19 protein-coding genes are annotated in these 21,437 nt (G+C 71.9%); 5 read left to right on the top strand and 14 right to left on the bottom strand.

The features are described 5' to 3' along the window. The first annotated feature begins 105 nt into the window (after positions 1–105). Positions 106–1,905, top strand: coding sequence for a cellulase family glycosylhydrolase (locus ACH436_RS18345; RefSeq protein WP_430561630.1), 1,800 nt, complete (start codon positions 106–108; stop codon positions 1,903–1,905). A 56-nt stretch (positions 1,906–1,961) separates the two neighbouring features. On the opposite strand, the gene ACH436_RS18340 is transcribed toward ACH436_RS18345, so the two are convergent. From ACH436_RS18340 to ACH436_RS18315, 6 genes are all read right to left on the bottom strand, one after another. Further along, positions 1,962–4,070 (bottom strand): beta-galactosidase, encoded by a 2,109-nt coding sequence (locus ACH436_RS18340; protein ID WP_430561629.1) that lies wholly within the window; start codon positions 4,068–4,070, stop codon positions 1,962–1,964. Positions 4,071–4,093: 23 nt separating this feature from the next. Beyond that, on the bottom strand, positions 4,094–4,780 hold the full coding sequence (locus ACH436_RS18335; RefSeq protein ID WP_430561628.1) for a glycosyltransferase: 687 nt from the start codon (positions 4,778–4,780) through the stop codon (positions 4,094–4,096). Continuing rightward, entirely contained in the window at positions 4,780–6,336 is a 1,557-nt protein-coding gene (locus tag ACH436_RS18330) for a xylan 1,4-beta-xylosidase (protein ID WP_430561627.1), read from the bottom strand. The genes ACH436_RS18335 and ACH436_RS18330 overlap by 1 nt, the downstream gene beginning before the upstream one ends. An 82-nt stretch (positions 6,337–6,418) precedes the next feature. After that, positions 6,419–8,083 (bottom strand): extracellular solute-binding protein, encoded by a 1,665-nt coding sequence (locus ACH436_RS18325; RefSeq protein WP_430561626.1) that lies wholly within the window; start codon positions 8,081–8,083, stop codon positions 6,419–6,421. Between the two features lie 84 nt (positions 8,084–8,167). Then, positions 8,168–9,076: a carbohydrate ABC transporter permease gene (locus ACH436_RS18320; RefSeq protein ID WP_430561625.1), complete on the bottom strand. Its 909-nt coding sequence runs from the start codon at positions 9,074–9,076 to the stop codon at positions 8,168–8,170. A 5-nt stretch (positions 9,077–9,081) separates the two neighbouring features. Next, complete coding sequence (locus tag ACH436_RS18315) at positions 9,082–10,077, bottom strand: ABC transporter permease (protein ID WP_430561624.1); 996 nt, start codon at positions 10,075–10,077, stop codon at positions 9,082–9,084. Positions 10,078–10,341: 264 nt separating this feature from the next. Between ACH436_RS18315 and ACH436_RS18310 the strand changes: the two genes are divergently transcribed. Continuing rightward, positions 10,342–11,370, top strand: coding sequence for a LacI family DNA-binding transcriptional regulator (locus tag ACH436_RS18310; RefSeq protein WP_430561623.1), 1,029 nt, complete (start codon positions 10,342–10,344; stop codon positions 11,368–11,370). 84 nt (positions 11,371–11,454) lie between these two features. Here ACH436_RS18310 and ACH436_RS18305 read toward each other — a convergent pair whose 3' ends face one another. Next, positions 11,455–12,561 carry a sugar kinase gene (locus ACH436_RS18305; protein ID WP_430561622.1) on the bottom strand — a complete coding sequence of 369 codons (1,107 nt, stop codon included), beginning with the start codon at positions 12,559–12,561 and terminating at the stop codon, positions 11,455–11,457. A gap of 29 nt (positions 12,562–12,590) precedes the next feature. Next, on the bottom strand, positions 12,591–13,244 hold the full coding sequence (eda, locus tag ACH436_RS18300) for a bifunctional 4-hydroxy-2-oxoglutarate aldolase/2-dehydro-3-deoxy-phosphogluconate aldolase (RefSeq protein ID WP_430561621.1): 654 nt from the start codon (positions 13,242–13,244) through the stop codon (positions 12,591–12,593). A gap of 67 nt (positions 13,245–13,311) precedes the next feature. Between eda and ACH436_RS18295 the strand changes: the two genes are divergently transcribed. Then, complete coding sequence (locus ACH436_RS18295; protein WP_430561620.1) at positions 13,312–14,058, top strand: IclR family transcriptional regulator; 747 nt, start codon at positions 13,312–13,314, stop codon at positions 14,056–14,058. A 65-nt stretch (positions 14,059–14,123) separates the two neighbouring features. On the opposite strand, the gene ACH436_RS18290 is transcribed toward ACH436_RS18295, so the two are convergent. From ACH436_RS18290 to ACH436_RS18265, 6 genes are all read right to left on the bottom strand, one after another. Next, on the bottom strand, positions 14,124–14,882 hold the full coding sequence (locus ACH436_RS18290; protein ID WP_430561645.1) for an SDR family oxidoreductase: 759 nt from the start codon (positions 14,880–14,882) through the stop codon (positions 14,124–14,126). Positions 14,883–14,982: 100 nt separating this feature from the next. After that, complete coding sequence (locus tag ACH436_RS18285; RefSeq protein ID WP_430561619.1) at positions 14,983–15,732, bottom strand: IclR family transcriptional regulator; 750 nt, start codon at positions 15,730–15,732, stop codon at positions 14,983–14,985. Positions 15,733–15,783: 51 nt separating this feature from the next. After that, entirely contained in the window at positions 15,784–16,623 is an 840-nt protein-coding gene (gene kduI, locus ACH436_RS18280) for a 5-dehydro-4-deoxy-D-glucuronate isomerase (protein ID WP_430561618.1), read from the bottom strand. A 44-nt stretch (positions 16,624–16,667) separates the two neighbouring features. Next, positions 16,668–17,972, bottom strand: coding sequence for a TRAP transporter large permease (locus ACH436_RS18275; protein ID WP_430561617.1), 1,305 nt, complete (start codon positions 17,970–17,972; stop codon positions 16,668–16,670). A gap of 10 nt (positions 17,973–17,982) precedes the next feature. Continuing rightward, on the bottom strand, positions 17,983–18,486 hold the full coding sequence (locus tag ACH436_RS18270; protein WP_430561616.1) for a TRAP transporter small permease: 504 nt from the start codon (positions 18,484–18,486) through the stop codon (positions 17,983–17,985). Beyond that, positions 18,486–19,547 carry a TRAP transporter substrate-binding protein gene (locus tag ACH436_RS18265; RefSeq protein ID WP_430561615.1) on the bottom strand — a complete coding sequence of 354 codons (1,062 nt, stop codon included), beginning with the start codon at positions 19,545–19,547 and terminating at the stop codon, positions 18,486–18,488. Before ACH436_RS18265 ends, ACH436_RS18270 begins: the two co-directional genes overlap by 1 nt. 161 nt (positions 19,548–19,708) lie before the next feature. On the opposite strand from ACH436_RS18265, the gene ACH436_RS18260 reads away from it, so the two are divergent. Together ACH436_RS18260 and ACH436_RS18255 are read left to right on the top strand one after the other, a co-directional pair. Further along, the gene (locus tag ACH436_RS18260; RefSeq protein ID WP_430561614.1) at positions 19,709–20,713 is read left to right on the top strand and encodes an NAD-dependent epimerase/dehydratase family protein; all 1,005 of its coding nucleotides are present in this window, start codon (positions 19,709–19,711) and stop codon (positions 20,711–20,713) included. Positions 20,714–20,739: 26 nt separating this feature from the next. After that, a complete protein-coding gene (locus ACH436_RS18255) occupies positions 20,740–21,420 on the top strand; it encodes an HAD hydrolase-like protein (protein ID WP_430561613.1) in 681 nt (226 codons plus the stop codon). Positions 21,421–21,437: the final 17 nt, after the last annotated feature.

Below are 21,437 nucleotides of genomic sequence, written 5' to 3'. Positions count from 1 at the left end.
TCCTCGCGCCCGCGAGGGTTTCGAAGCGCTTCGACACCGCCGTCGACGACGACACCGGCGGACCGGGGCGCGACCACTCACCCGTGCGCGACGAAGGGCACCACCGTGAAACGACCGCTCAGGACGACGCTCACCGCCATCGCGGCCGGCCTGGCGCTGGCCGCCGGGCTCGCCGCCCCGGCCGGCGCCGCACCGGCGCACCCGCAGCACCCGGCGCATCCCGCTCACCCGACGCACCCCGCGCACCCGAAGCCGAAGCCCCCGGGGCACTCGAAGCCGAAGCCCCCAGGGCACCCGGGGCACCCGCACCGCGCCGCCGACGCGGCCGAGACGGTGGCCGCCATGCAACCGGGCTGGAACCTCGGCAACTCGCTCGACGCCGTCGGCGCGGACGAGACCGCCTGGGGCAACCCGCGCGTCACCCCCGAGCTGATCGCCGCCGTCAAGGACGAGGGCTTCCGCAGCATCCGTGTCCCGGTCACCTGGGACGACCACCAGGGCGGGGCCCCGGACTACGCCCTCGACGCGGCGTACCTCGACCGCGTGGAGGAGGTCGTGGACCAGGCGCTCGCCGAGGACCTGTACGTGCTGCTCGACATCCACCACGACTCGTGGCTCTGGGCGAACGCGATGCCCACGGACCCGGACGGCGTGCGCGACCGCTTCCGCGCCACGTGGGAGCAGCTCGCCGAGCGCTTCCGCGACCACCCGTCCGAGCTCCTGTTCGAGAGCCTCAACGAGCCGCAGTTCGCCGGCGTCGACGACGCCCAGGGCGACCTGCTGCTCGACGACCTCAACACCGTGTTCCACGAGGTGGTGCGCGCGTCCGGCGGCGGCAACGACGACCGGCTGCTCGTGCTGCCCACGCTGCACACCAACGCCGGGCAGGAACGGCTCGACGCCCTCGCCGGCACCATCGCGGAGCTCGACGACCCGCAGCTCGCCGCCACCGTGCACTACTACGGCTACTGGCCGTTCAGCGTGAACGTCGCGGGCGGCACCCGCTTCGACGAGACCTCCCGCGCCGACATGACGGGCACGTTCGACCGCGTGCGCGCCACGTTCGTCGACCAGGGGATCCCGGTGATCCTCGGCGAGTACGGGCTGCTGGGCTTCGACCGCCACACCGGCACCATCGAGCAGGGCGAGAAGCTGAAGTTCTTCGAGGAGCTGGGCCACCAGGCACGACAGGCCGGGGTCACGACCATGCTCTGGGACAACGGTCAGCACCTCGACCGCACCGGGTTCACCTGGAGCGACCCCGAGCTGTGGGCGCAGGTGTCGTCGAGCTGGACCACCCGGTCCGGCACGGCGTCCACCGACCAGGTGTTCGTGCGCCCGGACGACGTCACCGCACAGACCGTCACGCTCGAGCCGCACGGCACGACGCTCGAAGGGCTGTTCCTCGACGGCGAGCCGGTCGCGGCCGCGGACGCCGCCGTCGCGGGTGACGAGCTGACCCTCTCGGCGGACTACCTCACGCGGCTGATCGGCGACGGCGCCCACGGCGAGCACGCCACGATCGAGGCGCGCTTCTCGACGGGGGTGCCGTGGCGGATCCACGTGATCGCGGCCGACACCCCCGTGCTCGCGGACGCCTCCGGCACCGTGGGCGGCGGCGTGTCGATCCCGACGCAGTTCCGCGGCGACCGGCTGGCCACCATGGCCTCGGTCTACGCCGACGGCACCGGCGCCGGGCAGCACGGCTGGACCCCGTTCCAGGAGTTCGACGCCGCGTTCGCCCCCGACGAGGCGGCCGGCGCGATCGTGCTGCGCCCGGCCTACCTCGACACCCTGCGCGATGGCGAGCCCGTCTCCCTGACGTTCCACTTCTGGAGCGGCGACACGGTGGAGTACACCGTGACGCGCGACGGCGACGCCGTCACCGGCACCGTCGGGCGGTAGTCCAAAGCTCCGCGAGGTAGTCCGGCTCGACCGGAACTACCTCGCGGAGTCTCGTACTACCTCGGCGGGTGCTCGCGCAGGACGACGACGTCGGTGGGCTCGAGGTGCAGCGTCTCCCCCGCCTCGACGGCGCGGCCGGTGAGCAGGTCGGTGCCCGAGGCGTGCGCGACGACGTCGACGGCCTCGGTCGCGTGGTTCAGCACGAAGGCGAACCGGCCGTGGTCGTTCTCGCGGACCGCGAGCTCGACGTCGGGCGCGTCGGCGTAGGGGCCGACGAGGCCGTGCCGGTCGAGCATCCGGCGGACCACCCACGCGACGCCCGCGTCGTCCAGCGCCGTCGCGACGTACCAGGCCTCGCCGTCCACCCCGTCGCCTTCCTGACCGCCAGCGCCCCCGGGACGGTGGCGCGTGACCGCGGGCGTGCCGGCGTAGAACTCGGCACCGTAGGTACCGACGACCTCCGCGCCCTGCGGCACGAGCACCTCGAACACGAGCGCGGCGTCCGAGACGGCGTCGTCGCCCGCGCCGTCCTTGAGCGTCACCGGGTTGGTGACGCCGGGCTCGGCGGAGTCGGTCTCCTCCACGCGGAGGCCGAACAGCCGTCCCAGCGGGCCGGGGGCGTCCATGAGGAAGGCGTTCGCGTCCTCGTCCGCGCGGCCCGACCAGTACGACGCGAGCACCGATCCCCCGCGTGCGACCACGCCCTCCAGCCGGCTCGCGACGTCGCCCTTGAGCACGTGCAGCATCGGGGCGAGCACGACGTCGTACCGCCCCAGGTCGGCGGTGGCGGGCACGACGTCCACCTGCGCCCCCGCCTGCCAGAGCGCCCGGTAGTAGCCGAGCACCGTGTCGACGTAGCGGGCGTGCCGGTTGAAGCCGTCCGTCATCTCCGCGGCCCACCAGGAGTCCCAGTCGAAGAGCAGCGCGACCCGGGCGGGCGTGCGCGCGCCCAGCACGGCGTCGCCGAGCGCGTCGAGCTCGGCCCCGAGCGCGGCGATCTCGCGGAACGACCGCGTGTCGGTCCGCCCGGCGTGGTCGAGCACGGCGCCGTGGTACTTCTCGCACGCCCCCCGGGACTGGCGCATCTGGAAGTACAGGACGGCGTCCGCTCCGTGCGCGACGGCCTGCCACGACCACAGCCGCAGCACCCCAGGGCGCTTGACCGGGTTGACGTCGCGCGAGGCGGTGATGGTCGGCGTCTGCTCCATCACCCAGAACGGGGCGCCGCCCTTGAGCCCCCGCATGACGTCGTGGGCCAGCGCCATGCGCGCGTGCTCCCGCTGCCCGGGCGGGTAGTTGTCCCACGAGGCGAAGTCCAGGTCGTCGGCCCACCGGTGGTAGTCGATCGGCCGGAACATCCCCATGAAGTTCGTCGTCACGGGGGTCGTCGCGTCGTGCGCGCGGATGCGGGCCTTCTCGTCGCGGAAGTTCGCGAGCATCGCGTCGGACATGAACCGCCGGTAGTCGAGCGTGATGCCCTGGAAGGCGGTGTGGTCCGGCCCGCGCCAGTGCTCGCTGAGCATGTTCGGCGGCACGACCTGCTCCCAGTCGCTGAACGTGTGCGACCAGAACGTGGCGTTCCAGGCGTCGTTCAGCCGCTCAAGGGTGCCGTAGCGCTCCCGCAGCCAGACCCGGAACCCGGCGGCGCACAGGTCGCACCAGCAGCCGCCGTCGAACCCGCCGTACTCGTTGCCGACGTGCCAGGCCACCAGGCCGGGCGTGCCCGCGTACCGCTCGGCGAGGCGGCCGGCCAGCTCCGCGGAGAGCCGGCGGTAGACGGGCGAGCTCGGGCAGGCGTTGTGCCGCTGCCCGTACACGTGGCGCCGGCCCTGGAAGTCGGTCCGCTCGACCTCCGGGTGGCGGTGCGCGAGCCACGGCGGCAGCGCGCCGGTCGACGTCGCGAGCACGATGTCGCGCCCGCCCGCCACGGCGCGCGCCACGACGTCGTCGAGCTGCGCGAAGTCGTAGGTGTCCTCGTCGGGCTGCAGCGTCGCCCAGGAGAAGACGTTGAGCGTCACCGTGTCGATCGACGCGAGGTCGAAGGCGGCGTAGTCCTCCTCCCACACCTCCCGCGGCCACTGTTCCGGGTTGTAGTCGCCGCCGTAGCGGACCTTCGTCCCGGCGGGCAGGCGGGCGGGCGGTGCGGCGCGGTTCTCGGCGGGCACGGATCCTCCAGGTCGGGGACGGGTCAGGCGACGAAACGCTCGCGGACGTCGTCGAGCACGGGCTGCTCGACGCGCAGCAGGAAGGCGAGCCAGGCGGCGGCGACGACGGCGAGCACCAGCTCGCCCGCCACCCACACCACGCCGCCGGCCACCACGAGGAGCGCGAGCAGGCCGACGGTCGCGCGTGGCCGCCGGCCGAGGTAGTAGAGGGACAGCCGGGCCACGTCGCGGGCCCGGAAGGAGAACAGGGAGGCGAGGACCAGCGCCTGCACCGCCCAGAGCAGCACGAGCAGCCCCACCGCGCCCAGCACGACGGCGTAGGCCAGCGAGATCCCCGCCGCCTCGCGGTGCACGACCGACGTGAGGACGACGCCGAGCAGCGCCGTCGCCGGGACCCACAGGCGCAGCGCGTCGAGCCAGCCCAGCCGCAGCCCGCGCAGGAACGTGCGGCCCGGCACGGGCTCGTCGGCGCCGGCCCGCTCGTGCAGCGCGAAGATCCCCGCGGCCAGGAACGGCGCGGCCGGCACGAGGCACAGCGGCACCAGCAGCGCGTTGCCCGTGGACCGGTCCAGGAACGCGAGCAGCACCAGCGTCGGCACGCAGCCCAGGGCGACGAGCACCCCCACGACGACGTACCAGTAGACCCGCGTCGTGATCCGGCCGAGCACGCCGTCCCCGAAGTCGCGGGGAGCGCTCGTCGCGGCCGCCATCAGGCCGCTCCTTCGTCCCGTGCGCCGGGCGCGACGCCGGAGCCTCGACCGAGGATGCGCGCGTCGTCGAGCCAGGGCGGCGTCTCGTCGCGCACCGGGTCGATCTCCACGAGCGTCACCTCGTGGCGGGCGAGGGTGAGCGCGAGCTCGATCCGTCCGCCCGACACCTCGAGCGACGTGTGCGAGCGGCCGGGCACGGACGCCTCGTGCAGCAGGTCGAGCTGGCGCGCCGTCGGCGACGCCGGTCGGCCGAGGTGGCGCCACGCGCTGAACGCGTTGCCCTCCTCCTCGTCGACGCGCGAGCGGTGCACCGACGCCCGGCGCGTCGTCGCGTCACCGGCCGGGACGCTCAGCCGCAGCTCGTGCCGGTCCGGCTCCGCCGTGTCGGCGGTGCCACCCACCGGCTGCCAGGCCAGCACGGTGACGCGGCCCGCGTCGTCGCGCGTGACGAGGTGGTCCGGGCCGCGGTGCAGCACGTGGGTGCCCATGCGGGCCATGAACGCGTAGAGGTGGAACACCGGCTTGCGCAGCTGCCGGTGCCCGAGCATCCCGAAGCCGCCGTGGAAGACCGACGTCGGCACGTTCTCCTCCTCGAAGACGTCGCAGAACGTCCAGTAGGAGAACGAGTCCACCAGGTCGCCGCCCTCCGAGAGCACCGGCGCCAGCGCCGCCGCCTGGTAGGCGGTGTCGTGCACCGGGTTGTCCGGGCGATAGCTGGTGCTGAACTCGGTGACGTGGGCGGGCAGCCCCTCCAGGCGCGTGCCGGCCAGCAGCTTGGCCGGTCGCGCGAACTGGTCCAGCAGGTTCCGCGGGTCCCGCAGGGTCTGGTAGGTGCCGAACGGCACGTGCTGAGCCGGCCCGGTCGTGTAGGCGTGGAACGACACGAAGTCCACCGGCACGTCCCGGCGCTCGACGAACTCCGCGAACGGCTCCCACCACTCGTCCGCACCGGGCGAGATGGCGGGCCCGCCCACCTGCAGCCCGGCGTCGACCTCCTTCACCGCCGCCGCGGTCACCTCGTAGAGCCGGAAGTACGCCTCCTGCGACGCGCCCTGCCAGAAGATGTCGAGGTTCGGCTCGTTCCACACCTCGATCGGCCACCGCCGCACCTCCTCCAGGCCGTAGCGGTCGATCGCATGGCGCACCACCGCCTGGACGAGCGCCGCCCACTCGCGGTGGTCGCGCGGCGGCGTCACGTTGCCCTTCCACCAGAAGACCGTCTGGTCCCCCGACGCGAGCGCCGACGGCATGAACCCCAGCTCGAGGAACGGCCGGATGCCGAGCGCCAGCCACGCGTCGAGGACCTGGTCCGCGTAGGTGAACGCGTACCGGGTGCCGCGGTGGCCCGCCACGTCGTAGGGGCGGTGGATCCCGACGTCGTCGGACAGCAGGCCGTGGCCCCGCACGTAGCGGAAGCCGATCTCCCGCTGCACCACCGCGAGCGACTCCTGGTGGTCCTGGCGCAGCGCCAGGTTGAGGCGGCCGGTGCCGACGCACCGGCGCCAGGCGTCGGACAGGGTGCCGACGGGGTCGGCGGGGACGACGACGAACGTCACGAAGGCTCCCGGGGGTCGCGGTCGGGCGGGTCGGGCGCACGACGGCGCCGCCGCCGGGAGTCCCGGCGGCGGCGCCGCGGCGTCACTTCTGGCGGGCCAGGGCGGTGTTGACCGTCTCGACGAGCTGCGTGGCACCCAGCCCCTCGATCTCGGCGACGTACGCGTCCCACTCGTCGAGCGAGCGCTGACCGGTGATGAACCCGGCCGTCGCGGACTGGACGGCGTCCTTGAGCTGCGTGTCGAGCAGCGAGTTCTGCTCCAGCTCCATCTCGTTCAGGCGAGGGGCCGGGGCCACCGGCAGCACCTCCTTGGAGTCGAGCACGGACCGGGTCCACTCCTTGACCTCGTCCGACATCACGGACTCGAGCAGGTCCTGCGTGGAGCCGTTCGCCAGCAGGAACACCCCGTTGCTGTAGCCGAAGTCGGTGTTGAGCTTCTTCGGCGCGCCCGCGTTGATCGCGTTCCAGCTGATGTCGTCGTTCAGCGTGCGGGTGCCGTCCGAGCCCTTCGAGTACGTCTCGCCGTCCACGCCCCACTGGGCGAACTCGATGCCCTCGTCGGAGTAGTACTGCCAGTCGACGTACTGCAGCAGCGCCTTGAAGTACGGCTGCTCGGCCGCCTTGCTGGAGATCATCAGGCCGCTGGAGAGCTGGCTCGCGGCGAGGTTGCTGCCCGACGGCCCGCCCGGGATGGTCAGCAGGCGGGTGGTGATGTCCTTGCCGCCGTCCTTGATCGCCGTGCGGTACGCGGTGATCTCCTGCGTGTTGCTGGAGACGGCGGCGGACTTGCCGGAGACGAACTTCTGGCGGGCCTGGTCGTCGGACTGGGTGATCTCCGGGTCCATGACGCCCGCGTCGACCCAGCCGTGCACCGTCTCGAGGAGCTGCTTGTAGGCGTCGCTCGTGCCGTTGAAGACGTACTCGCCCGCCTCCTGGTCGTACCAGGTGTTGTTGTAGCCCCAGCCGCCCGAGGCGCCGTAGTTCGGGCCCATGACGTTGAGCAGCGCGCCGAGCGTGGTCACGTCGGTCCAGCGGTCGGAGAACGCGTAGTCGAGGCCGGGGTTCGCGTCCTTGACCTTCGCGAGGTCCTCGGTGAACTCGTCCCAGGTGGCCGGGTCCTCGGTGATCCCGGCCTTCTTCCACATGTCGTCATTGATCATGACCGTGTACTGGACGTCGGGGATCTCCCGCAGGCCGGGCAGGATGTAGTACTTGCCGTCGTCCTGGCGCAGGTTGTCGATCTCGTCCTGCAGGCCCCAGTCCTCGACCTTCTGCGCGAAGTTCGGCATGTACTCGAGGTAGTCGGACACCGGCAGGATCGCGCCGCCCGAGACGAACTGCGTCTCCTGGCCGGGGTAGGTCACCGGCATGAGGTCCGACGCCTCGCCGGACCCGATGAGCAGCGCCTTCTTCTGGTCCCAGTCGGCCAGCGGCACGTCGGTGCGGTTGAACGTGACGTTCCGGTCGGCCTCGAGGTGCTGGAAGACCGACCAGTCGTCCTGCACCTCGTAGTCCGGGTGGTCGCGGTACATCAGCGAGAACTCCACCGGCTCCGTGGCCTTGAACGACGTGCCCGCCGCGAAGTCCTCCATCGCCCCGACGGAGTGCTCCGCGTCGATGGTCGCGGCGGCGCCCTCGGTGGCGCCGTCGCCGCCGTCGTCGCCCCCGCTGCCGCAGGCCGCCAGGCCCAGGGCCAGGGTCGTCAGCGACGCGGCCGCGACGGCCGCCCGCATCCGGGTGTTCCTCATGTCTTCTCCTCGTGTGACGAGCGTCGTCGCTCTCGTGCGGGATGTGATCTGTGCAGTGCGGGTGTCGTCGGCCGGCCCGGCCCGTCAGCCCTTGACGGAGCCGAGCATCACGCCCGAGACGAAGTACCTCTGGATGAACGGGTAGAAGCAGATGATCGGCAGCACGGTGAGCAGCATCGTCACGGACTGGATGTTCGCGCCGATCTGCACGGCGTCCTGCGTGGGGTCGGCCGCCGGCGACGCCGCGGCGATCATGTTCCGCAGGTAGACCGTGACCGGGAACAGCTCCTTCTGGTCCAGGTACAGGAAGGCGTTGAACCACGAGTTCCACAGGCCGACGGCGTAGAAGAGCGTCATCGTCGCGAGCACCGCCTTGGACAGCGGCAGCACGATCCGGAAGAAGATGCCGTACGTCGTGAGGCCGTCGATCGCGGCCGCCTCCTCGAGGTCGTTCGGGAAGTTCTCGAAGAACGACTTCATGACCAGGAGGTTGAACACCGAGATCGCACCGGGCAGGACGATCGCCCAGAGCGTGTTGCGCATCCCCAGCACGTCGGCGACGAGGATGTAGTTCGGGATCAGGCCGCCGCTGAAGAACATCGTGAAGACCGCGATGCCGATGAAGAAGGTGCGGCCCTTGAGGTGGCGGCGGCTCAGCGCGTAGGCGTACGGGGTGGTGAGCGCCATCGAGACGAACGTGCCGACCACCGTGTAGACGACCGTGTTCTTGTAGTTGGTCCAGAACATCGCGTCGCCCATGACGTACTGGAACGTCTCGATGTTGAACCCCCGCGGCAGGAGGTTGACCTCGCCGGCGGCGATGAAGCCCTCCGACGAGAACGCCTTCGCCACGAGGTTGACGAACGGGTACAGCGTCACGGCGCACACGATCAGCAGCGCGACGATGTTGGCCACCGAGAAGGCGCGGTACCCGGGCGTGTCCTTGACGGTCGTCGCCTCGGTCCGGACGGCGGCGAGATCGGGGGTGGGCATGCCGGTCACCACAGCGAGGCTCCAACCGTGCGGCGCGAGACGAAGTTCGCGGTGAGGACGAGGGCGAGGCCGATGAGCGCCTCGAAGAGGCCGATCGCCGTGCCGTAGGAGAACTGGGCCGACTGGATGCCCACGCGGTACAGGTACGTCGAGATGACGTCCGCCGTGGAGTAGATCAGCGGGTTCTGCAGCAGCAGGACCTTCTCGAACCCGACCGCCATGAAGGAGCCGATGTTGAGGATGAGCAGCACCATCATCGTGGGGCGGATGCCCGGCAGCGTGATGTGCCAGGTCTGCTTCCAGCGGTTCGCGCCGTCGATGCGCGCCGCCTCGTAGAGCTGGTCGTCGACCGTCGTCAGGGCGGCGAGGTAGAGGATCGTGCCCCAGCCGACGGTCTGCCAGACCTCGGAGCTCACGTAGATCGTGCGGAACCAGTCGGGCTGCTGCATGAACGCGATCGCGTCGCCGCCGAACGCCTGCACGACCTGGTTCACCGTGCCGCTGACGGCGGTGAGCTGCAGCACCAGGCCCGCGACGATGACGATCGACATGAAGTGCGGCAGGTAGGAGATCGTCTGCACGATCTTCTTGAAGCGCCGCGAGCGCAGCTCGTTGAGCATGAGAGCCAGGACGATCGGCAGCGGGAAGCAGATCGCCAGCGTCAGCAGGCCCAGGATCACGGTGTTCCAGAACACCTGCCAGAACTGCTGGTTGTGGATGAACATGTCGAAGTAGTAGAAGCCGACCCACTCGTCGCCCAGCGGGCTGCCCCCGGGGCGGAAGCGGCGGAACGCGATGACGTTCCCGATCATCGGCACGTACTTGAAGATCAGGAAGAACAGCACCGGCAGGAGGACGAACGAGTACAGCCGCCAGTCCTTGCGCAGCGCCTGGCGCCACGTGGTGCGCGTCCGCCGCCGCGGTTCGCCCCGCGGTGGTGGTGACGACGGTCCGTCGTCGATCGGTGGGACGGTCACCACCGTCCCTGCGGCCTGCGCCATGAGTCCCCCAGCCCGTCACGTCGTCGTGCGGTCCGCCGGTCGCAACCTCGCGCCGACGTCCGAAACTTTCGTCATTGAAAACGTTCTCCAACTGCGGCTGAGATTAGGGGGCGGCTTCGGTGATGGTCAAGCACCCCGCCGATCACGGTCTGATCACGGCACCCTGACAGAGCATCGGCCGGCCCTGCGTCGTGTACGGTCGAGCCGAAAGTTGCGGCCGATCGTGCGGAACGAGCGCGATGCCGTGCGCCGACAGGACGGACGATGAGCACCTCCACCCCGCAGGGCCCCGCCCCGACGATCGCCGAGATCGCTCGGGAGCTCGGCGTGTCGGCGCCCACGGTGTCGAAGGTGCTGAACGGCAGGACGGACGTCGCGCCGGCCACCCGCGACCGGATCGAGGCCGCGCTGGAGCGGCACCGGTACCGCCGTCGCCGGGTCGCGGCGCCGCCGGTCGGCGCCGGGCTGGTCGACCTCGTCTTCCACCGGGTCGGCTCGGCCTGGTCCACGGAGATCATCCGCGGCGTGGAGGACGCCGCCGCGGCCGCCGGGGTGAGCGTCATCCTGTCCGAGCTGGGCGGCCGGCACCGTCCGCCGTCCACCTGGCTCGAGACGACGCTCTCCCGCCCGCCCCTGGGCGTGCTGCTCGTCGCGGCCGGCCTCAGCGCGTCGCAGCGGCCCCGGCTCACGACGCGGGGCATCCCGTACGTCGTCATCGACACCGACGGCGAGCCCCCGCCCGACGTGCCGACGGTCGGGTCGGACAACTGGAGCGGGGGGCTCGCGGCGACGCGGCACCTGATCGAGCTGGGGCACCGGCGCATCGCCGCCATCTCGGGTCCGGGCAACATGCTGTGCGCCCGCGCGCGGCTCGACGGCTACCGCACGGCGCTCGAGGAGGCAGGGATCGGCTTCGACCCCGCGCTCGTGCGGTCGGGCAACTTCGAGGTCGAGTCCGGCTACCGGTCGGGCAGCGAGCTCCTCGACCTGCCCGAGCGCCCCACCGCCGTCTTCGCCGGGTCGGACATGCAGGGCATCGGCCTGCTGCGGGCCGCGCAGGAGCGCGGCGTCTCCGTACCGCGCGACCTGTCCGTCGTCGGGTACGACGACCTGCCGCTCGCGACGTGGACCGCGCCCGCGCTGACCACCGTCCGCCAGCCGCTGCTCGAGATGGCGACCACCGCCACCCGCCTGCTCCTCGAGCTCGCACGCGGCGAGTCGCCGATGGCGCGGCGCATCAACCTCGCCACCGCGCTCGTCGTCCGGGAGTCCACCGCTCCCCCGCCGAGGTAGTCCAAGACCCCGCGAGGTAGCGCGAAGCCCCGCGAGGTGGTGGACTGGACCACTACCTCGCGGGGCTCGGCACGACCTCGGCGGTCAGCGCTGGACGCGCGCGCTGCCGCCGCCGGCCAGCTTGGCGACCTCGGCGAGGGTCGCCGTCGTCGTGTCGCCGGGCGTGGTCATGGCGAGCGCGCCGTGCGCGGCGCCGTACTCGACGGCCTGCTGCAGCGAGTCGAGCTCCATCAGGCCGTACGCGAGGCCGGAGGCGAACGAGTCGCCACCGCCGACGCGGTCGAAGATCTCCAGGTCGGCGCGGTGCGTGGCCTCGACGAAGCCCTCCGCCCGCGACCAGGCGATGGCGCCCCAGTCGTTGACCGAGGCCGACTTCACGCCGCGCAGCGTCGTCGCGATGACCTGGAAGTTCGGGTACGCCTCCGCGGCGGTGCCGATCATGGCGCGGAAGGCCCCGGTGTCGAGGTCGGTGAGGTTCTCGTCCACGCCCTCGACCTCGAAGCCGAGCGAGGCCGTGAAGTCCTCCTCGTTGCCGATCATGACGTCGACGTGGTGCGCCAGACGGCGGTTCACCTCGCGGGCGCGCTCGACGCCGCCGATGCCCTTCCACAGGGAGGGGCGGTAGTTGAGGTCGTAGGACACGACCGTGCCGTGCTTCTTGGCCGCGGTCATGGCCGCCTCGGCGACGTCGGCGGCGGACTCGGACAGCGCGGCGAAGATGCCCCCGGTGTGCAGCCAGCGCACCCCCGAGCCGAACAGGGCGTCCCAGTCCACGTCCTCGGGCCGCATCTGCGCGATCGCGGTGTTGCCACGGTCGCTGACGCCCACGGCGCCCCGCACGCCGAAGCCGCGCTCGGTGAAGTTGAGGCCGTTGCGCACGCTGCGCCCGATGCCGTCGTACTCGCGCCACTGCACCCAGGAGGTGTCGAGGCCGCCGGTGAGCATGAAGTCCTCGACGAGGCGGCCCACCTCGTTGTCGGCGAGCGCGGTGACGATCGCGCCGCGCAGGCCGAACGCGCGGCGCAGGCCGCGGGCCACGTTGTACTCGCCGCCACCCTCCCAGACGTCGAACGAGCGGGTGGTGCGCACGCGGCGGTCGCCCGGGTCGAGGCGCAGCATGACCTCGCCGAGCGCGACGGCGTCGTACCGGCACTCGGCAGCGGGGCGGGTGGTGATGGAGGGGTTGGACATCGTGTCTCCTTGCTGGCTGTCGGGCCTGCTCAGGCGGGCTGCGCGAGGGCGACGGCCTCGGCGGTGCGGCGGGTGATCTCGGCCCAGTCGCCGGCGGAGACGAGGGACTTCTCCACCATCCACGACCCGCCGACGGCGAGCACCGGCGCGAGCCCGAGGTAGTCGCCGAGGTTGGCGGCGCTCACGCCGCCGGTGGGCACGAAGCGCAGGCCCGGGAAGGGTGCGGAGAACGCCTTGATCGCGGCAGGTCCGCCGACGACGGACGCGGGGAAGAGCTTGACGACGTCGATGCCGAGGTCGAGCGCGGCCATGATCTCGCTGGGGGTGGCGACGCCGGGCAGCACGGGCACGCCGTGCTCCTGCGCGCGGCGCACGACGGCGGCCGACAGCCCGGGCGACACGATGTAGCGCGCCCCCGCGTCGACGACGGCGTCGACCTGGTCGACCGTCGTCACGGTGCCCGCGCCCACGACGACCTCGGGCTGGGTCCGCGCGACGGCGCGGATCGCGTCGATGCCGCCGGCGGTGCGCAGGGTGATCTCGGCGACGGGGAGGCCGCCGGCGACGAGCGCGTCGGCGAGTCGTGCGCCCTCGTCGGCGCCGTCGACCACGACGACGGGCACGAGGCGATGGGCACCGAGCGCGGCGACGACGTCGCCGGCCGGGGTCGAAGGGGAAGACATCCTAGCTCCGTTTCGCTATGGTGAACGTACGTTGTTCACTACGGAACACCATAGAGGACCGGCACCGATGACCCAACCCCCCAGCCCGCTCGGCAGCGTGGACAAGGCCCTGCTCACCCTCGACGCGCTCGCCCGTGCCGGCGCGGGCGGGGTCGCCCTGGCCGACCTCGCCTCCGAGGTCGGCGCGAACAAGTCGACGCTGCACCGGACGCTCGCCGCGCTGCGCCACCGGGGGTACGCCGACCAGCGGCCCGACGGCGCGTACACGCTGGGCCCCGCCGTGCTGTCCCTCGGCGCCGCCTACCTCGCCGAGGACAACCTGCCCGGCCTGCTGCGGCCGGCGCTGGAGGTGCTCCGCGACGAGGTCGACGAGCTCGTGCACCTCGGCACGCTCGCCGGTCAGGAGGTCGTCTACCTCGACAAGGTCGAGCCGCAGCGGCCCCTGCGCGTGTGGTCCGCCGTCGGGCGCCGCATCCCCGTCGCCACGACGGCACTGGGCCGCGCGCTCCTGGCCGCGACCCCGGACGCCGGCGCGGAGCCCGGGGGCGACGGCACGCCCGACGCCACCCTGCGGGCTGCCCTCGCGGCCGCCCGGGAGCGCGGGTACGCCACCGAGACCGAGGAGAACGAGCCCGGTATCGCGTGCGTCGCCGTCGCGCTGCTGCGCGCGGGCCGCCCGGTCGCTGCGGTCAGCATCACCGCACCCGTCGAGCGCATGACCGGCGCCGCCCGCGACGCCCGCGTGGCCGCGCTGCGCGAGCTGCTGCCGACCGTCCTCCCGACCGGGCTGACGCTCCCGACCCCCTCGACGTAGCGACGGGTCGCCGTCCCGCACCGGGACGGCGACCCATCGCTACCTCGACGCGATCCGTTCCCGGCTCAGCGCGCCAGCCAGCCGCCGTCGACGGGGATGATCGCGCCGTGCACGTAGTCCGACGCGGGCGAGGCGAGGTACAGCACCGCCCCGGCGATGTCCTCGGGCGCGGCCCACCGGCCCGCGGGGATGCGGGCGAGGATCTCGGCGTTGCGCTCCTGGTCGGCGCGCAGCGCGCCGGTGTTCGCGGTGGCCACATAGCCCGGCGCGACGGCGTTGACGTTGACGCCGCGGCCCGCCCACTCGTTGGCCAGCGCCTTGGTCAGGCCCGCGAGCGCCGACTTGGACGCCGTGTACCCCGGCACGTTGACGCCGCCCTGGAAGCTCAGCATCGACGCGGTGTTGACGATCTTGCCGTGCCCGCGGGCCAGCATGGCACGACCGACCTCGCGCGAGAGGGTCCACGCGGACCGCAGGTTCACCTCGAGCACGTGGTCGAAGTCGGTGTCCGGGTGCTCGGCGGCCGGGGCGCGGCGGATGGTGCCGCCGTTGTTGACCAGGACGTCCACCTCACGCTCGACGAGCGTCGCGGCCAGGGCGGCGACGGCGTCGCGGTCGGACAGATCGGTCGCGACCGGGGTGAACCGGCGCCCGGCGGCCTCGACGGCGCGACGGGCATCCGAGTCGCCCTCCGGCATCGTCGTACTGACACCGATCACGTCGGCGCCCCCGCGGGCGAGGAGCGTCGCGATCGCGAGGCCGATGCCCTTGCTGGCGCCCGTCACGGCGGCGGTGCGGCCCTCGAGGCTGAACAGGCGCGCGATGGCGGGGTCCAGGCCCGGCTGGGCGAGGGGTCGGTCGGTGGTGCTGGTGCTCACGTGTCTCGTTCCTTCGTCGGGCCCGGGACGGGCGGGGCGCTGGGCCCTACCGGTCGCCCCCGAGCGCGTGGGTGATGTCGGCGGCCGTCTTGTGCAGGTCGTCCGCCATCGCGGCGAGCTGGCCCTCGGTGTGCTCGAGGGCGAGCGAGGAGATCGACAGGCCGTAGTTGGAGTGGCCGGAGTGGTCGCGAATCGCGGTGCCGATGCACACCACGCCCGGCACGTTCTCCTCGCGGTCGAACGCGTACCCGTCGCGGCGGATGTCCGCCAGCTCGGCGCGCAGGTCCTCCAGAGTCGCGAGGCTGCGCGCCGTGCGGCGCGGCAGCCCGGCGCGGTTGACGAACCGCTCGACGGCGTCGTCGTCGAGCCGCGCCAGGATGGACTTGCCGATCGCCGAGGTGTGCAGCGGGATCGACGCCCCGACGCGTGACGGCATCCGGTACGGCTTGTCGGAGTCGGTGCGGACCAGGTAGATGATCTCGTCGCCGCTGCGCACGCCGACGTGCACCGTGCACTGCACGCGGCGCACGAGGTCGTCGACGTACGGCTGGACGATGGTCGAGACGTCCACCCGGTCGTACGCCGCCCCCGCCAGGGACAGGATCTTCGGGCCGGGCACGTGGGTCCCGCCGTCGGCGACCCGGATGAAGTCCCGGTCGACGAGCGTGGCGAGGATGCGGTGCACTGTCGCCTTGGGCAGGTCCACCGCCGCCACGATCTCGCTGAAGCGCCCGTGCGTCATCGCCGCCTCGAGCACCAGCAGCGTCTTCTCGCTGGCCGTCGTCGCCTCGCTCATCGACCGTTCCTCCTCGTCCCTGCGCGTCCGCGCGTCCTCAGCGCATCCTCGTCAGCGCATCGTCGCGACGTCGAACCCGTCCATGTCGTCGAACGATTGGTTCTCGCCGGCCATCGCCCACACGAAGGAGTATGCGGCGGTACCGACGCCGGAGTGCACCGACCAGCTGGGCGAGATGATCGCCTCGCGGTCCGCGACGACCATGTGCCGCGTCTCGGTGGGCTCGCCCAGCAGGTGCACGACGCGCGCGTCGGCGGGCAGGTCGAAGTACAGGTAGCACTCCGTGCGCCGGTCGTGGGTGTGCGCAGGCATGGTGTTCCACATGCTGCCCGGGTGCAGCGTCGTGACCCCCATGACCACCTGGCACGACCGCACCCCGTTCTCATGGATGTACTGGTTCAGCGTGCGCCGGTTGGACGTGACCTGGTCGCCGAGCTCGCGCACGGTGCCCTGCCCGGGCTCGACCAGCGTGGTCGGGTACGCGGTGTGCGCCGGCGCGGAGAAGAGGTAGAACCGGGCGGGCCCCGTCTCCCCCGCCGCGTCGTCGGACGCGAGCACGACGTCGGCCGCGCCCCGCCCCACGTACAGGCACGCGCCGTGCGTGAGGCGGTGCTCCGTGCCGTCCACCGTGATCGTGCCCGGACCGCCCACGTTGACGATGCCGGCCTCGCGGTGCTCGAAGAACCGCTCCGAACGGATCTCCGGGTAGCCCGGCAGGGTCAGCGGCGCGGACACCGGGCTGATGCCGCCCAGCACCACGCGGTCGTGGTGGGTGTAGACCGTGCGGACCTCGTCGTCGACGAACAGGTCGGGCACGAGGTAGCGGTCCCGCAGGTCCTGGGTGGTCATGCCCGGGATCTGCTCCGGGGCGGTGGCGTAGCGCTGTTCCATGGGAACCTCCGAATCGGTGGTGGACGGTGGGACGGGCATCGCGATCAGGCGAGCCCGAGCAGCCCGGGCAGCCAGAGCGACAGGACCGGCGTCATGGCCACGACGAGCAGCAGGAGCACCAGACCGACGAAGAACGGGACCAGGCGCCGCATGACGCTCTCGATGGACATGCCGGACACCCTGGCACCGACGAACAGGACGGGCCCGACGGGCGGGGTGATCGTGCCGATGGACAGCGCGAGCACCATGAAGATGCCGAAGTGCACGGGGTCCATGCCGAACGCCGTGACCACGGGCAGGAAGATCGGCGCGAAGATCAGCACGGCCGGCGTCGGGTCCATGAAGCACCCGATGACCAGCAGCAGCACCACGATGAGCACGATGAGCACGTACGGATTGGTGCTGACGGCGAGCAGGGCGTCGGTGACCATCTGCGGGATCTGCGCGAACGACATCACCCACGACATCACCGCCGAGACCCCGACGAGGAACATGACGATCGCCGTCGTCCGGCCGGACTCGAGCAGGATCTCGCCCAGATCGCGCACCTTGATGGAGCGGTACACGAACGACAGGGCCAGCGAGTACAGCACGGCGATGCACGACGCCTCGGTGGGGGTGAAGACGCCCGCCAGGATGCCGCCGATGACGATGACGATGAGCAGGAGGGCCGGCAGCGCCTCGCCCGCCACCTTGAGCTTGGCGGGACCCGACAGCCTCTCGGTCACGCGCAGCTCGGGCCGTTTGCGTGCGTACAGGTGCACGATCACCATGCAGACGGCGGCCCACAGGATGCCGGGCACGTAGCCGGCCACGAACAGCGCCGCGACGGACGTGCTGGACACGAGCGAGTACACGATCATCAGGTTGCTGGGCGGGATGATCATGCCGGACGGCGCGGACGCGATGTTGGTCGCGGCGGCAAAGTCCTTGGGGTAGCCCTCCTTGGCCTGCAGCGGCCCCATCGTCGAGCCGACCGCGGCGACGGCGGCCACCGCCGATCCGGACACCGAGCCGAACATCGCGTTCGCCGCGACGTTGGTCTGCGCGAGCGACCCCGGGGCGCGGCCCACGAGCATCTTGGCGAAGTTGACGAGCCGCAGCGCGATCCCGCCGTTGTTCATGATCACGCCGGCGAGCACGAAGAACGGGATCGCCAGCAGGGAGAAGTTGTTGACGCCGCGGAACATCTGCTGCGCGGACGTGAGGAGCCCGTTCTCGAAGCCGAGCACGGTGATCGCGGCGAGCGCCGACGACGTGCCGACGGCCACGGAGATCGGGATCCCCAGCGCGAGGAGGGCGAGGATCCCGACGATCAGGACCAGCCCGGCGATTGCTGCCACCTCCATGTGAGCCCCCTCAGACTGCGTCCGGCTCGCCGTCGGTCGCGGCGTCCTCGACGCCACGCACGACGGCCACCAGGTGGTAGACGGTGTAGAAGAGCACGAGCACGCCCGAGATCGGGAGCACCAGGTAGAGCCAGCCGACCATCAGCGGGAGGCTGGGGACGTCCTGCGTCCACGTGAGCTGCGCGAGCTGCCAACCGCCGTAGACGAGCACCAGGCCCGCGAACGCGAACGTCACGACCTGGCTGAGCACGGCGGCCGCACGCTGCAGGTGCTCGGGCGCCTTGCGCACCAGGAAGTCGACGGCGATGTGCCCGCGCTCGCCGAACACGAGGGCGGTGCCGAAGAATGCCAGCCACACGAACAGGTACTTGGCGAGCTCCTCGGACCACACGCTGGGCGCCGACAGCACCTGGCGGGTGAAGACCTGCCACGCCACGACCAGCACGAGACCGGCCAGGAGCAGTACGCACAACCAGCGCAGCACGACGTCGAGGCCGTTCTTGACGCGCGTCATCACTCCTCCTCCGCCATCTGCTCCGCGACCGCGCGGGTGCGGTCGTAGAGGTCGCGCGACGTGGGCGTGGTGAGCTTCTCGTCGAGCAGCGGGGCGACGGCCTCGCGGAACGGCTCGACGTCGGGCGAGTTGAACTCGGCGCCGGCCTCCTCGGCGGCCTGCTGGCTCTGGGTCATGACCTCGGTCGTGAGGCGGCTCGACTCGTCGTAGGCCGTCTGGAGCTCCTCGAGGAACACGCCGCGGTCGGCCTCCGACATGGAGTCGAAGGTGTCCGGGTTGGTGATGAGGTAGTCCGGGATCATGAGGTGGTTCGTGTACGAGTAGTACGGCGCGACCTCGTCGTGCTTGAGGTTGCGGTAGATCGACTCGTTGTTCTCGCCGCCGTCGATGACGCCGGACTGGATCGCGGTGTAGACCTCGCCCTGGCCCATGGGCGTGCCGACGCCGCCCATGAGATCCATCATCCGGCTGTTGGTGTCGGTCTCCATGACGCGGATCTTGAGGCCGGCGAGGTCCGCGGGCGTCTCGATCGGGTGCGCGGAGGTGTAGACGCTGCGCACGCCGGCGGAGAACCCGCCGAGCACGCGGATCCGCTGACCCTCGAGCGACGCGTACAGGTCGCCGGTGATGGCCGGGTCGTTGAGCACGGCCTCCTGGTGCGCCTGGGAGTCGTACACGTACGGCATGTTCAGGGCCACGAAGTCCGGGTTGATGTTCTCCAGCAGCGACCCGGCCACGAGGGCGAAGTCGACCGCGCCGGACTGCACCAGCTCGACGGTGTCCTTCTGCGCGCCGAGCGTCTCGTTCGGGTACACCTCCACCGCGTAGCGGCCGTCGGTCCGCTCCGCGAGCCGCTCCCCCAGCCTTGTCAGCGCCACGGCCTCGGGCTGGTCGGCGTTCTGGTTGAAGGCCACCTTGAAGACGCGCTCCGCCTCCGGCGCACCTGCGCCGTCGGACGCCGCGCTCCCCGCCGCCGCCGTCGTGAATCCTGCACCGCAGGCGGTCAGCGCCACCGCCACGAGCGCCGCAGACCCCGCTGCGGCCAGTTGTCTGAGCCTCATCGCCCCCTCCTTCTGCTCCTCGTCGAGCGAGACACCCGCGGTGCCTCATGGTCCGTCACACGGAACTCAGTTCTGTAGTACGGAACCAGTTGCCGAGGCTGCCTGTCAAACCGCGGGCCCGGCGAAGGTCTCTGCGGCATGTGGCCGGGCACGATGTCCTCATGAGCACACGCAACCCCCTGGATGTCCTGTTCATCGGCGGCTCCGGCGTCATCAGCGCCGCGAGCGTCACCCGCGCCGTCGCCCTCGGGCACCGGGTCACGGTGCTCAACCGCGGCACGTCGACGACCCGGCCGCTGCCGCCCGAGGTCGAGACGCTCGTGGCGGACGTGACCGACGACGACGCCGTCGACGCCGCGCTCGCGGGCCGGGAGTTCGACGTCGTCGCGCAGTTCCGCGCGTTCCGGCCGGACCACGTGGCGCACGACGTCGAGCGGTTCACGGGGCGCGTCGGGCAGTACGTGTTCATCTCCTCCGCGTCGGCGTACCAGACCCCGCCGCAGCGGCTGCCCGTCACCGAGTCGACGCCGCTGCGCAACCCGTTCTGGCAGTACTCGCGCGACAAGATCGCCGGCGAGGACGTGCTGGTCCGCGCGTGGCGGGACCGTGGGTTCCCCGCGACGATCGTGCGGCCGTCGCACACCTACGACCGCACGCTGCTGCCCACCACCGGCGGCTGGACCGATGTCGCGCGGCTGCGGGCGGGGAAGCCCGTCGTCGTGCACGGGGACGGCACGTCGCTGTGGACGCTGACCCACACGGACGACTTCGCCGTCGGCTTCGTGGGCCTGCTCGGCCACCCCGCCGCGGTGGGCGACACCTTCCAGATCATGGGCACGCACGCCCCGACGTGGGACCAGGTCTACCGGTGGCTCGCGGCCGCCGCGGGCGTGGACGAGCCGGAGCTGGTGCACGTCGCCTCCGAGACGATCGCCCGCGTCCTGCCCGACGTCGGGCCCGGCCTGCTCGGCGACAAGGCCCACTCGATGGTGTTCGACTGCGCCAAGCTGCGCGCCCTGGTGCCGGAGTTCGGCACCACGGTCACCTACGACCAGGCCGCCGTCGAGCAGGTCGCCTGGTACGACGCGCACCCCGAGGCGCAGCGGGTGGACGGCGCCCTCGACGCCGCGTTCGACCGCCTCGTCGCGCACGCCCGCGCCGTCTGAGGCCGGGCGCCACGTAGCCTGCTCCGGTGACTCGAAGCCCCTCCCCGCTCGTCCTGCTCGACCTCGACGGCACGCTCACCGACTCCGCTCCCGGCATCGTGGCGGGCATCCGGCACGCCTACGGCGCGCTCGGCCTGCCCGTGCCGGACGACGCCACGCTGCGCTCCTTCGTCGGCCCGCCGATCACCGACTCCTTCCCCGCGCACGGGGTGCCCGCCGACCGGGTGGACGAGGCGGTGCGCGCCTACCGCGAGGTCTTCGCCGCGGGCGGGATGTACGACAACCGGGTCTTCGACGGCATCCCGGACGTGCTCCGCGCCCTGCGGGCCGCCGGCTGCACGCTCGCCGTCGCGACCTCCAAGCCCGAGGTGTACGCGAGGCCCATCTGCGACCGCTTCGGGATCACCGACCTGGTCGACGGCGTCTTCGGCGCGCCGCTCGACGAGGGCACGTCGACCAAGGCCGACGTCATCGCCAAGGCGCTCGCCGCACTGGGCCGTACGTCGCCCGTCGACCCCACCGACGGGCCGGTGCTCATGGTCGGCGACCGCGAGCACGACGTGCACGGCGCGGCCGAGCACGGCATCGCGTGCGTCGGCGTCACCTGGGGGTACGCCGCGCCCGGCGAGCTCGCCCAGGCCGGCGCCGTCGTGCTGGTGGACGACGTCGCCGACCTCGCCGACGCCGTCCTGTCCCGCCTCCGCTGATCCCCGACGAGTGGCGC

It is taken from the genome of Isoptericola sp. NPDC019693 (genome assembly GCF_044389085.1).
In the GTDB taxonomy this organism is placed as follows: domain Bacteria; phylum Actinomycetota; class Actinomycetes; order Actinomycetales; family Cellulomonadaceae; genus Isoptericola.
This window is presented reverse-complemented; position numbering and strand designations above follow the sequence as displayed.

What these genes read in the sequence shown, in the direction of transcription:
- ACH436_RS18335 (WP_430561628.1), bottom strand. Translation starts at nt 4,780, where the DNA reads ATGGCGGCCGCGACGAGCGCTCCCCGCGACTTCGGGGACGGCGTGCTC.
- ACH436_RS18325 (WP_430561626.1), bottom strand. Translation starts at nt 8,083, where the DNA reads ATGAGGAACACCCGGATGCGGGCGGCCGTCGCGGCCGCGTCGCTGACG.
- ACH436_RS18320 (WP_430561625.1), bottom strand. Translation starts at nt 9,076, where the DNA reads ATGCCCACCCCCGATCTCGCCGCCGTCCGGACCGAGGCGACGACCGTC.
- ACH436_RS18315 (WP_430561624.1), bottom strand. Translation starts at nt 10,077, where the DNA reads ATGGCGCAGGCCGCAGGGACGGTGGTGACCGTCCCACCGATCGACGAC.
- ACH436_RS18310 (WP_430561623.1), top strand. Translation starts at nt 10,342, where the DNA reads ATGAGCACCTCCACCCCGCAGGGCCCCGCCCCGACGATCGCCGAGATC.
- ACH436_RS18305 (WP_430561622.1), bottom strand. Translation starts at nt 12,561, where the DNA reads ATGTCCAACCCCTCCATCACCACCCGCCCCGCTGCCGAGTGCCGGTAC.
- eda (WP_430561621.1), bottom strand. Translation starts at nt 13,244, where the DNA reads ATGTCTTCCCCTTCGACCCCGGCCGGCGACGTCGTCGCCGCGCTCGGT.
- ACH436_RS18295 (WP_430561620.1), top strand. Translation starts at nt 13,312, where the DNA reads ATGACCCAACCCCCCAGCCCGCTCGGCAGCGTGGACAAGGCCCTGCTC.
- ACH436_RS18285 (WP_430561619.1), bottom strand. Translation starts at nt 15,732, where the DNA reads ATGAGCGAGGCGACGACGGCCAGCGAGAAGACGCTGCTGGTGCTCGAG.
- kduI (WP_430561618.1), bottom strand. Translation starts at nt 16,623, where the DNA reads ATGGAACAGCGCTACGCCACCGCCCCGGAGCAGATCCCGGGCATGACC.
- ACH436_RS18275 (WP_430561617.1), bottom strand. Translation starts at nt 17,972, where the DNA reads ATGGAGGTGGCAGCAATCGCCGGGCTGGTCCTGATCGTCGGGATCCTC.
- ACH436_RS18270 (WP_430561616.1), bottom strand. Translation starts at nt 18,486, where the DNA reads ATGACGCGCGTCAAGAACGGCCTCGACGTCGTGCTGCGCTGGTTGTGC.
- ACH436_RS18265 (WP_430561615.1), bottom strand. Translation starts at nt 19,547, where the DNA reads ATGAGGCTCAGACAACTGGCCGCAGCGGGGTCTGCGGCGCTCGTGGCG.
- ACH436_RS18260 (WP_430561614.1), top strand. Translation starts at nt 19,709, where the DNA reads ATGAGCACACGCAACCCCCTGGATGTCCTGTTCATCGGCGGCTCCGGC.